At 53.5% G+C, this 11,720-nt stretch carries 11 protein-coding genes; all 11 read left to right on the forward strand.

The genetic code is table 11. The features are described from left to right. Positions 1–730: hypothetical protein (locus VH187_RS10230; protein ID WP_329701349.1), on the forward strand; the 730-nt coding region annotated here is incomplete at its 5' end. Positions 731–892: 162 nt separating this feature from the next. Continuing rightward, on the forward strand, positions 893–1,546 hold the full coding sequence (locus VH187_RS23470; RefSeq protein ID WP_414713923.1) for a class I SAM-dependent methyltransferase: 654 nt from the start codon (positions 893–895) through the stop codon (positions 1,544–1,546). 49 nt (positions 1,547–1,595) lie between these two features. After that, positions 1,596–3,155: a lipopolysaccharide biosynthesis protein gene (locus tag VH187_RS10235; RefSeq protein ID WP_329701350.1), complete on the forward strand. Its 1,560-nt coding sequence runs from the start codon at positions 1,596–1,598 to the stop codon at positions 3,153–3,155. A gap of 25 nt (positions 3,156–3,180) precedes the next feature. After that, positions 3,181–4,197, forward strand: coding sequence for a glycosyltransferase family 2 protein (locus VH187_RS10240; protein WP_329701351.1), 1,017 nt, complete (start codon positions 3,181–3,183; stop codon positions 4,195–4,197). A gap of 15 nt (positions 4,198–4,212) precedes the next feature. Then, positions 4,213–5,370, forward strand: a complete 1,158-nt coding sequence (locus VH187_RS10245) for a glycosyltransferase (RefSeq protein ID WP_329701352.1) — start codon at positions 4,213–4,215, stop codon at positions 5,368–5,370. 27 nt (positions 5,371–5,397) lie between these two features. Beyond that, positions 5,398–6,444 (forward strand): NAD-dependent epimerase/dehydratase family protein, encoded by a 1,047-nt coding sequence (locus VH187_RS10250; protein ID WP_329701353.1) that lies wholly within the window; start codon positions 5,398–5,400, stop codon positions 6,442–6,444. Positions 6,445–6,674: 230 nt separating this feature from the next. After that, positions 6,675–7,631, forward strand: coding sequence for a class I SAM-dependent methyltransferase (locus tag VH187_RS10255; RefSeq protein WP_329701354.1), 957 nt, complete (start codon positions 6,675–6,677; stop codon positions 7,629–7,631). Positions 7,632–7,796: 165 nt separating this feature from the next. After that, positions 7,797–8,915, forward strand: coding sequence for a glycosyltransferase family 4 protein (locus VH187_RS10260; protein ID WP_329701355.1), 1,119 nt, complete (start codon positions 7,797–7,799; stop codon positions 8,913–8,915). Positions 8,916–9,094: 179 nt separating this feature from the next. Next, positions 9,095–9,685: an ElyC/SanA/YdcF family protein gene (locus tag VH187_RS10265; RefSeq protein WP_329701356.1), complete on the forward strand. Its 591-nt coding sequence runs from the start codon at positions 9,095–9,097 to the stop codon at positions 9,683–9,685. A gap of 83 nt (positions 9,686–9,768) precedes the next feature. After that, positions 9,769–11,055, forward strand: coding sequence for a nucleotide sugar dehydrogenase (locus VH187_RS10270; protein ID WP_329701357.1), 1,287 nt, complete (start codon positions 9,769–9,771; stop codon positions 11,053–11,055). A gap of 197 nt (positions 11,056–11,252) precedes the next feature. Further along, positions 11,253–11,720: glycosyl hydrolase family 28-related protein (locus VH187_RS10275; protein ID WP_329701358.1), on the forward strand; the 468-nt coding region annotated here is incomplete at its 3' end.

Genomic DNA, 11,720 nt, shown 5'->3' on the forward strand with positions numbered 1-11,720 from the left:
CGACGGCTATTACGGCTCGGCCAGTTATAACACGCTGTTTCGCAACCGCATCAGCGGGCAGGTGCGGCTGAAGCATTTCTCCGATTACTACAACGTGGTAGGCAACATTCTTGGGGACATCTGGGCCAACACCTACGAAACGGACGTGGCAAACTACTGGGACCGTGGAATTACTCCGGTTTACGAACTGGGCTTTCCCAACATTGGAAACGTTTCTTACACTCGAACATTCGGATCAACCGATCCTCCGGATTACAGCGCACTCCCTAACACTCTGGACGGGTGCCAGCAACTCGATCGCAACGTCAAAGCCACGATTCTACGGCACGGTAATTGGGATGCTGCAAACAAGCATGTGGTCTGGGACAATATGATCTCAGATCATACGATTCCTAACAGCTTATATTTGACAGCCAAACCATCGTGGTGGGGCGACCTCCCGTGGCCGCCGATAGGTCCGGATCGGACCCCGATGGCAGGCCAGATTCCGGCAAAGCAACGTTTTGCGAATGGCATGCCAACGCCGGCGCCGACACCGGGCGTGACGCTGGAATCTCAACGCATCAATCTGCCGTCCCATGACGGCCCGAGCGCGACACCGGAGTCCCAACAAAAGTTCCAGAAGAAATGGACGAAAAGCAAAAAAGCTAAAGAGCAGAAAGGTACAAAAACCAAGAAAACTTTGGTGAACGAGATGTCTGAAGCCCCTGGTCCTAGCCAGCCTTACTAACCACGCCATGAATGAATTGATCATCGCCGGTCGAACAGAACGCCAGTACCGGAGCGCGACATATGGCGATACCGGGAACTCTTCTACTTCCTCGCCTCGCGAGGCGAGTGCAAATGAGAATTTCTCCTAGATCCCTAGCCAGTGGATAGGCACAAAACGCTCATGCGACGTTGGAACGATGACGCGGGCGATTGGCGGGGACTTGATTCATTGGGGCAGGCCCCGCGCTACGCTGCGATTGCAGAGATATTGCAGACATTCAACTCCGACCGAAAGGTCCTTGACGTCGGCTGCGGAGAAGGGGTTTTGCGCGCTTGGTTGCCCGGATATACAGACTACACGGGCATCGAGCCTTCTTCTCTGGCGGTTAAGATCGCCGTGGAACGTAAGGGTTTGGCGAGGATTATTCACACAAGCGCGGAGAGGTTTGACGCCCATGGCGAGCGCTTCACCAGCATCGTATTCAACGAGATGCTTTATTATACGGTGGACCCAATTGGGTTGCTGAGAAAGTACGCGGCTCTTCTCTGCCAAGGGGGCATGATCTTATGTTCCATTTACGAGAAGCCCAGGACCGCTAAGGAAACGTCATTGAGACGCAGACTGTGGCATTTTTTCGACCGTCGTTGTCCCCTTTCAAATCTCCATTGTGCTGGGATGGTGCGTACCTTTTTGACGCGTGAGGCCTGGCCGATTTTGGAGGATCGCACTGTGCCAATTCCGGGGGGCTCGTCTGTCTGGCACATCTGGCTTGCAATCCCACATAACAACCAGGGAAGCTTGCTCCCGCACCGTAGCAGAACCAAGGCGGGATAGCTTTTCCTACAGCTAGAGTCCCGAACCGAGCAGCAAATAGCTCTTCGATATGAATCGATCCGAAAAATTTAGTCGCCTTTTCTGCACTGAGGCGATCCGGAAGGATTTGCGTACGAGTTCTGTGCGGGCTGCGGGCTTCACGTGGGCAGCTGGGACCGCCGATTTTGTCCTTCGCATTGGCTCTACTGCCATACTCGCCCGGCTTGTTCTTCCCGAACAGTTCGGTTTGGTCATGATGGTAATGGCAGTCACTGCAATCGCCGATCAGTTTAGAGACTTAGGACTTTCTACGGCAACGGTGCAGCGCACGGAGATCAGCCACCAGGAGGTCACAAACCTGTTTTGGATAAATGTGCTGGCAGGCATGCTTATTGCAGCGGTAGTCTGTGCCGCTTCGCCTCTTGTTTCTGAGTACTACAAAGAGCCACGGCTCACACTGATCACATGTATCCTGGCGACAAACTTCATCTTTGGGGGTCTCATGGTTCAGCACCAGGCCTTGCTGACCCGGCAATTACGGCTTGGACATACTTCGAGTGTGCGTCTGCTATCCAGCGGATTGAGCACGATGTTGGCGATTGCACTTGCGTGGAACGGTTTCGGTTACTGGGCGCTTGTCTGGCGGGAAGTAGTCCGCAGCGCGTTACTGACGGCGGGGATGTGGCTTTGCTTCCCCTGGGTGCCGGGTTGGCCGTGCCGGAAGACTAGCGTGCGAGAGATGCTCGGTTTCGGCGCGCACTTAAGCGCAGCAAACATTGTAGCAACCATTAGCTCGAGTATGGATCGACTCCTGATCGGTCGGTTCTGGGGAGCGGGCCCGGTTGCTCTCTACCGGCAAGCTTATCAGTTGTTGGTTGTCCCGATGGACCAGTTACTCGGACCGATGTTTCAGGTGACGCAGCCCGGTTTGAGCATGTTGCAAAATGACGATTCTCGTTATCGTCGTTTTTATCAGAAGGTGCTGACTGTGGTCTGCATCGCCAGCATGCCACTCAGCGCCTTTGTGGCTATTTGTCCTGCCGAAATCACGCGAGTCCTCCTTGGTCGGAAGTGGCTTGGCTGCGCAGAGGTTCTCGCGATCCTAAGCCTCGGAACGTTCATCAAGGCACCCGTCGCATGGAGCGGGCATGTTCTGATAACTCGTGGTCGATCCAAGATGTACCTGGCCCTCACGTTGATCCAAAACTTGGCCCTTATTGTTTTTATGTCGATTGGTGTGCCATGGGGTATTTCGGGGGTCGCTGCAGCCGATGTGGCGGCGACATACCTGCTGATTGCGCCGACTCTGTACCTGAGTTACAAGGATTCGCCTTTACGAATAGGAACGTTCTTCTCGACGATTGCTCGGCCGGCAATAGCCAGCATCGTAATGGCCATCGCGCTCGCATTGTTCCGCTGGGTAGCTCCGCCATTAGGTGCTCCGATTTTCTTAACGTTGGGCGGTCTTGTTGCCCTTACTGTGTTTCCTCTCGCTTGGGTCCTGATGCCGGGCGGAAAAGCCGAACTCGCGGAACTTCTGTCTGACGTTCGCTCGGCGTTGCACCGGAGACTGCCCCAGCTTAGCCCAGTCGAGCCAGTAGTCGTGGCCGACCAAAGCCAACCCGCTTGAATTGCGAAAGCAAGCTGCCTTGCCAATGACTCCGCGCGTTTCAGTAATACTTACCGTTCACAAACGCACTCAATTCCTCGCTGAGGCATTGGAAAGCCTTTTGGCTCAGATCTACCGCGATTACGAAATCATCGTGGCCGATGATTCCGGGACCGCTGCTGCGCGCCACATTGTAGCCGCTTACGGTGCCACCGACCGGGTACGATACCTGCCCAATCCCACGACGCTCGGGATCGCAGTAAGTGTGGCTCGAGCTGTCCAGCAGGCGCGTGGCGATTACGTTGCCATTCTAAATGATGACGATGTCTGGGAACGTGATCTGCTGGCCAAATTGGTGGCCCCACTTGAAAGCAATCGCAATTGTGTTTTGGCTACTTCCGATCATTGGATCATGGATGAAAGCGGGCGTATTGATGTTGGCTTGAGCAAAGGTTGGTCGGTGAACTTTGGCCGAGCCTCGCTGCAAGAAGGAATCGTTAGCAACGCGACTGAGTTTGCTGTGGGAAAGGGCGGTCCGGCCATTAATATAAGTTCGGTTTTCCGTAAGGATGCCATTGATTGGTCGCTTATGGTTCCAGACGTAAGCGGAGCCTACGACTACTGGATCGCATGTTTGTTGGCAGCGACTCGCCAGCCGATTTATTACGTTCCCGAGCGGCTGGCCCGTTGGCGGACACATTGGGAGATGGAGACTCGCCGACGGGCACATAACAAGGGAGAGAATTTGGTGTACATCTACTCCATTCTGCGCGAGCGGAAATGGTTTCCCGAGCTGGAAGGTGCCATAAAAGCGAAGCTTGCTGAAGCGCTGTTTGTCGTCGGTCGCGATAAGCTTCGCTTTAATCGCTCGCGGCAGGCGAGGAGCAATTTTTGGCGTTGCTTCCTTCTCAGTAGAAGCCCGGGAGCGCTCGCCCGTGCCGCGGTCACATTTATACCTAAGCCTGTTCAGGTGCGGTTGAGGGCATGTCTTAGGATGTTACAAACCAGTTCTAATGAAGAAAAAGGCGGAAGTGGCTCGGCTGAACCATTGTTCCGACTTTAACCGGCACGCCAACCAGTGCCCATTAATTTGATGTTAAAAATGCCAATACTAGCAGGCGCACAGGAGCAGCGTAAGTTTGCTAATGACGGAATTGCTGAGAGCAAAGAAGACGGTCTCGTGGTTCTTTCTCCTGCGGACAAAAGCCCATTTCGTCGCATTCTTTATGTAGACGGGTATGGCGGTGCTTCGATGTGGGAGAAAATCAAAAAGGGCGAGGTGCCATCTCATCACCTACGAGGTTGTCTTGAACTGGTACGCATGGGCTACGAGGTTGCACTTGCGGAGCCGCTGCCGGACGTGAACCTGCGGCGCCGCCCGGTCCCGCATGATCTCCGTTTGTTGAAGATGGTTCGGTCATGGCTGAAACGAGGTGATATTGTTTATTGCGGGCACAATCTTCTTTTTTGGCTGCCTCTGCTGAATGCTTTGGGCATGCTCGGCCGCCCCATTGTGTCACACTTATTTGGTCGCGAGGACCTGCCCGTCAGCCGTGGCCATAATGGGATCATTGGTCTGACGCCGGCAGCGGCGGAGCAAGGTAAAAGGCTTGCGCCGCATGCGAAGGTGGTTCACTTGGGTTGGGGCACGGATCTCAGTAGTTTTCCAAAGCTGGCCTACCGCCCTGAAGCGTTCTTTTCTTGTGGCATTACGCTTCGAGATCATCGCACCCTTAGCCTAGCCGCTGCTCGATGCCGGCAACGGATCGAAGTTATCTGTCCGGGTGTCGACGGAGATATAAAGTGGCCAGCCAACGTGAGAGTGACTGACGGTGGCCGTGGATGGACCGTCGACGATAAGAAGGTGAGTTATAATGATCTTTTATACAAGCACTATGCTCGCAGTTCGGGATCTCTGATTATTCTCAAGAACCATCGGTTTGTGCAACAAACGGCTCCTGGGTTTACCGAGCTAATTGAAGCAATGGCAATGGCTAGACCGGTTATTATTACCCGAACGCCGGCTCTTGCAGACGAAATTGACGTTGAAGGCGCTGGATGGGGACTATTCGTTCCCATGGAAGACCCCGATGCATTGTCGGAAGCGATCGACTTCCTCGGCGATAACCCATCGCAAGCCGAAGAGATGGGCCGACGCGGACGGCGGTTAGCCGAACGCCACTATAACATGGAGCGCTACGCGAGAGATCTGCACAAGTTTTTTGAAAGCCTGTAGGAATTTATTTCTGTTTAACATCACTCAATGACGGCCAGCAAACGCATTATCGAAAAAGATCCCGAGCTGAAAAAAGACGATCTTATCGTAATTACCGGGGCCGGCGGATTCATTGGGGGCAACCTCGCTCATTATTTCCGGGACAAAGGCTTTACGCGCATTCGCGCCGTGGACAAGAAGCCGCTTTACGAATGGTATCTTCGCGTTCCTGGAGTCGAGAACGTTTGCCTCGATGTGAGCAACGAAGACAACTGCTATCGAATCTCCGAAGGGGCCGCTGAAGTTTATAACCTGGCAGCCGATATGGGCGGGATGGGTTTCATCGAGCGTTTTCGCATCGAGTGTATGCGCAGTGTTCTCATTAACACGCACATGCTCGAAGCTGCGTATAGGGCCGGTGCGCGCCGATATTTTTACTCATCGACCGCATGCGTTTACAACGAACTCTTGCAGCAAGATCCAAAGGTTCGGGCACTCAAAGAGTCGGACGCATATCCGGCGATGGCTGAGCGCGGTTATGGCTGGGAGAAGCTCATAAGCGAAATCTTTTGCCAGGAATACTGGGCCGAACGCGGGATGAAGACGTTTATTGCGCGGTTCCATAGTGTCTATGGGCCCTATGGCACGTGGGATGGCGGACGCGAAAAAGCCCCAGCCGCGATTTGCCGGAAAGTGATTGAAGCGATCGATAAGAAAGATCTGCGCATCAATATCTGGGGCGATGGACATCAAACCCGCAGCTTTCAATATATTGATGACTGCCTGAAGGGGATAGATTTGATTATGCACTGTGACGATCTGATCGCGACGCCGATCAATCTCGGTTCGAGCGAGCTTGTCTCCATCAACGATCTCGTCTCGAAGGTGGAGAAGATCGCCGGGGTTGAGCTTGAGCGGGATTACGATCTAAGCGCTCCGCGCGGTGTCGCCGGCCGCAACAGCGACAACACCTTTATCAAACGGGTGCTGAAATGGGAACCAAGTACTCCCTTGGACAAAGGGCTTCGTACTACCTACAGCTGGATCAGGGAACAGTATACCAAGCGCAAAATGGGTCAGCGCGTCGTTGAGTAGCCAGATACGTGCTCCGTATCCCTTTATTTTTGGTTCTTCCTGCCCATGCGCGGGCGTTATCCGCAGGTCACTCAAGAAGCAAAAACCTGTGTGTTACAGCTAATTAGGTTTCACTCTCGGTCCCATTCGCATTTAGCTAAGGATGAAACGCCGGCGAAGACACCCCCTGTCGTCGCATCGACCCGAGAAGTGAAGGATACCGACCTCGAATCATACAATTTGGAGAGACGATGGACATGATACAACGAATGGGACACGGGATGACGTTCCTTCGTCAAGTGTGGAAAAATAAGGCGGTGCTTCGGGGGTTGTTAGGCTCTGACAATTTCGCTTTTGTAAGAGACTATCCTCCAGGTCATTTCTATTCTCCAATTCCCGACCTTCGTGAACTAAGAGAGCAGGCGCGCGTAACATGCGACGCGGCCGTCGAAGATCTGGCGGGGATTGAATTAAATGAAATGCGCCAGCTACAGATGGTAGATACGTTTGCCCAGATCTACGGTGAGCTTCCATTTTTAGATGAGCAGACCCCGCGATTCCGTTACTTCTTTGATAATCCTTATTTCAGCTATGGCGACGGAGTGATCCTTTATTGCGTTCTGAGGTCATTTAGACCCGCGCGTGTAGTGGAAGTTGGTTCGGGCTTCTCCTCCGCAGAAATGCTGGATGTAAACGACATGTTCTTCGACCGCACGGTCGAGTTTATTTTCATCGAACCACGGCCTGAGCGTTTATACAGCCTTCTTTCAGAGCAAGACAAAAGGAGCTACAGAATCGAAGTTAAGCCTGTGCAACAAGTGGACGCAGCAGTATTTCGCTCCCTAGCGCAAAATGACGTCTTATTTGTAGATGCGAGTCACGTCGGGAAATCGCATAGCGACGTCTTACATATTCTTTTTGAAATCCTGCCGAAGCTAAACAAAGGGGTTCTTGTGCATTTTCATGATGTAATGTGGCCCTTTGAATATCCACAAAGCTGGCTAGAGGAGGGGAGGGCGTTCAATGAAGCATATTTTTTGCGAGCCTTTCTTCAGTATAATTCTGCATTCGAGGTTCTCTTTTTTAACTCCTTCATGATGGCTCAGCACGCGGAACTACTAAGGGTTAAAATGCCGCGCATGTTAAAGTCACCTTCGACGCCGGAAACGATTGGAAACTCCAGTTTGTGGCTAAGGAAAATTGCTTAGCATTCGCCAGGATCCAATGTTTGCTCATTTCATCACACGTTAGGCGTCATTTCTGCCACAATAAATTTGAACAAGCACGCCCCACGGATCCTATATGTGTCGTCCTGCTGGCCACATGATCGTGCTTTTGGCGGACAATTGCGGGCGCTGCACATTGGCCGTGCATTGAAAAAGGTTGGTAGAGTAACTCTTGGTGTTGTCAGCTCGGATACTGCGATTCCAGAGGTAATCAAAAAGGCGGCGGCTGAATTTGATGTTGAGCCGCCGGTACAGGTCAGTGTGGGGCTGAATCGCGGGTTGGTTCAGCGTTTGCGGTGGGCATTCGATCCGCATTTTCTCAATGTTCACGGTTGCGTTGCTGATGCCGCAGACCGCGAACGCTTGCTCCATCGGCTTGGGGATTTTGATCTGATCTGGGTCCTGAACTCGCGCACGCCAAATATTTTGAATCAATGGCACTGGCCACGTTCAGTTCTGGACATCAACGATCTGCCCAGCACCTTTCAGCGCACCATTTGGCAGAATGGCGCGGAGTTGAAAGAGAAACTGAAAGCGGGGGTTCGGATGCATTTGCTTAAACGCCGTGAACATTTCTGGAAGGAGCGCTTTAGCGTATTATCCGTTTGTAGTGAGGCGGACCGACAGTACTTGGGCGCCGGGGAGCACGTTCACGTTATTCCGAATGGTTTTGAACGTCAGCCGTGGGAGCCGGTTCGTAACTCTGTCGATCCGCCGCGCATCGGGTTCATCGGTCTTTATAGTTACGCGCCGAATCTAGAAGGGATGAAGTGGTTTGTTCGTTCGTGTTGGCCACTGATAAAACAGCAGATTCCCGATGCTCGCTTGCGGGTCGTCGGCCAAGACAGCGACGGGCCGTTGAAGCCAAATGCTCCGGATGTGGATGCGCTGGGCTACGTGGCTGATGCAACTTCCGAAATGGCAACCTGGTCTGCCATGATCATTCCTCTGCATCAAGGCGCCGGCACGCGCGTTAAAGTTGCGGATGCTTTCAGCCGCAAATGCCCGGTTGTTTCAACGCACCTCGGCGCGTATGGCTACAATATTCGGTCAGGTCGCGAGTTATTGCTCGCCGATAAGCCGGATAATTTCGCCCAGGCCTGTGTCACGTTGATTCGTGACCGCAACGCCGCCAGTGCCATGGCTGACCGCGCCTATGCGGCCTTTTTGCAAAACTGGAGTTGGGACGCCATCGCTCCACGCGTCTGGGCTGCGGCGGAAGATGCTCTTCGACTCGGCTCCCGTTTGCCTGCGGAGCCTGGATAACCGGTCGTCATGCTAAGAGGACATTCATGAGAGAGTTGACAATCGAAAGACCATCTTCGCGTCCGCCGACGATGACACACCCACCGGCACTCAGATCGAATAGGCGGCTCTTCGGACTGGCAACTCGCAGAGAGCGCTGGGGCCTGTCTTGGAAAGGATGGGTCGTCATCGGACTGCTGGTGATTGGGACCGCTGGTTCGCTGACGTATGCGGCTTATCCATTCCTTGCTGTTACTCATTGTGTGAACGCAGATACACTCGTTGTGGAAGGCTGGGTGCACCAGTATGCTATTCGCGCCGCCGTTAACGAATTCCAAGCTGGTTCTTACGAACGTGTGTTTACGACCGGCGGGCCCGTCACCGGGATGGGCGGTTACACAAATGACTACAACACCTCGGCAACTCAAGCTGCAGCGCAGTTACAAGCAGAAGGATTATCACCCGATCTGATCCAGGCGGTTCCTGCGCGCATCAGCGACCGTGATCGTACCTACAGCGCTGCACGGGCGCTCCGGGATTGGCTTAGCGAGCATCACTCAAGCGTGCGTGCCATCAATGTTCTGACACAAGACGTCCATGCGCGGCGGACAAGGCTCCTCTTTGAAAGGGCGCTGGGCGATCGTACAACCGTCGGCGTCATTGCCGTTGCCAATCCAGATTATGATGCCAGGCACTGGTGGCGGTACAGCGAGGGCGTAAGAGATGTGATCAGCGAAGGCATCGCCTATTTGTACGCTAAGTTTTTTTCTGGTGGCACGAGCGCCAAGTGATGGCGGTGTCATTTTTGTGTTCGGGGGCAAGCCGTTTCCTGAACGTCTCAGCTATTAAGTAGTAATTAACCTTTGGGGGTACTGTGAAAATTGCTGTTATAGGCCTTGGCTACGTTGGACTTCCACTGTCGATGCAGTTTGCGCGTTCGTGCACCGACGTGGTGGGTATCGATATCGATCCTGAAAAGATCAAGCTATTAAGCAACGGACAGAGTTATATCAAACATATTGAGAGCCGGGCTATCGCGGAGTTAGTCACCTCGGGAAAACTAGCCGTTTCAACGGACTTCAGTCTTATTAAACAAACCGAGGCAGTAATCATTTGCGTGCCGACGCCGCTTACGAAAAACCGTGAGCCAGACATTTCCTTCGTGCTGCAAACCGGCCGGTTAATCGCGCCGTACCTCGCCAGAGGTGTATTGGTGGTGTTAGAATCGACGACCTATCCCGGAACCACCGAGGATGAGCTGCGTGTGGTACTGGAAGACGGAGCTGGGATGAAGGCAGGCGCTGATTTCCACCTGGCGTTCTCTCCAGAACGCGAAGACCCAGCTAACGGGCAAAGCAATGTAAAAAAAATCCCGAAGATCGTCGGCGGATACACGCCGGCGTGCCTGAAGAAGGCGGTTGCGCTGTATAGCCGGGCGATCGACACACTCGTGCCGGTCTCATCGTGTCGCGTTGCCGAGGCCACCAAACTGCTCGAGAACATCTTCCGCGGAATTAACATCGCGTTGGTGAACGAGCTCAAACTGGTTTATGGCGCAATGGGCATTGATATCTGGGAAGTCATAGAAGCGGCAAAGACCAAGCCTTTCGGGTTCATGCCATTTTATCCGGGCCCAGGCCTCGGCGGGCACTGCATTCCCATCGATCCGTTTTATTTGACCTGGAAAGCACGCGAGTACGATCAGCACACGCGTTTCATCGAGCTGGCGGGCGAAATCAACACGCGCATGCCCGAGCATGTCGTGCATCGGATTGCCGACGCGCTTAACGCGCAAGGGAAATCCGTTAAAGGATCAACAATTCTCGTGCTGGGCCTTGCTTACAAACCGAACGTTGATGACGAACGTAACTCGCCGAGCTATGTGCTGATGGATCTGTTGGAGCAGCGCGGGGCCAAGGTAGCTTACCACGATCCCTATGTGCCGGTGATCAAGCCGACCCGCGAGCATTCGCAATTCGCCGGCAGAAAATCTGTCGTCTGGGACCGCGAAGCGATCCAATCTTTCAATGTTGTTCTGATCGCGACTAATCACAGTTGCATCAATTACCAAGAGCTTGCCGATTGGGCGCACTGCATCGTCGATACACGAAATGCGATGGCGGCTATAGCCTCAGCGAACGGAAAAATATGGAAAGCGTAGGCGTTTTCGAGGGTACCACGGTCAACGTACGTTTTCGGGACGGGTCAAACCAGCGGTGACTCTATCACGCACCGCAGCATCTTACGACATTTGCCGATAAATCTTAAAGAAAAGTCTTAGGAAAACATTGACATACCGGGATCGATTTAATACTACCGGCGCTGGCAATCGGGAGGAAGTACCGATAAGCCGCGACTGTGAAGGCAATTGCGACGCTGCACCCGCTCTATTTGGGCGTTCTGCTGACTGTTTTGCGCTGCAACGCGACGGCCGACATTATTCCTGGCGGTCGGACACCCCCTTGGGACAGCAACATTGGTGTTCCAGGCGGGATTCCACTAAACCGGGCGATCTATGTAAACGTGGTTGACCTCGGTGCAGATCCGAGCGGAATCAACGACTCTTCGGCAATTATTCAGGGCGCGGTCGACAACTGCCCACAAGACCAGGTGGTTTATATCCCGGAAGGAACTTTCCGCTTGGGAACACTGCTGCACGTACAGAACTACCAAGGGATTACCGTGCGCGGAGCTGGGATGGGTCGGACAACGTTGTTCGGCCCGAATAACAACCCACTCTTTACGGCAGGTGACCCCACATGGCCTCCGCCTGAAGAGGATCCGGCAAATTGGATTCCCATTGCGTCGGGTGCAACCAAAGGCAGT

Origin of the sequence: Scandinavium sp. (genome assembly GCF_036271055.1) — a bacterium.
In the GTDB taxonomy this organism is placed as follows: Bacteria; Pseudomonadota; Gammaproteobacteria; order Enterobacterales; family Enterobacteriaceae; genus Scandinavium.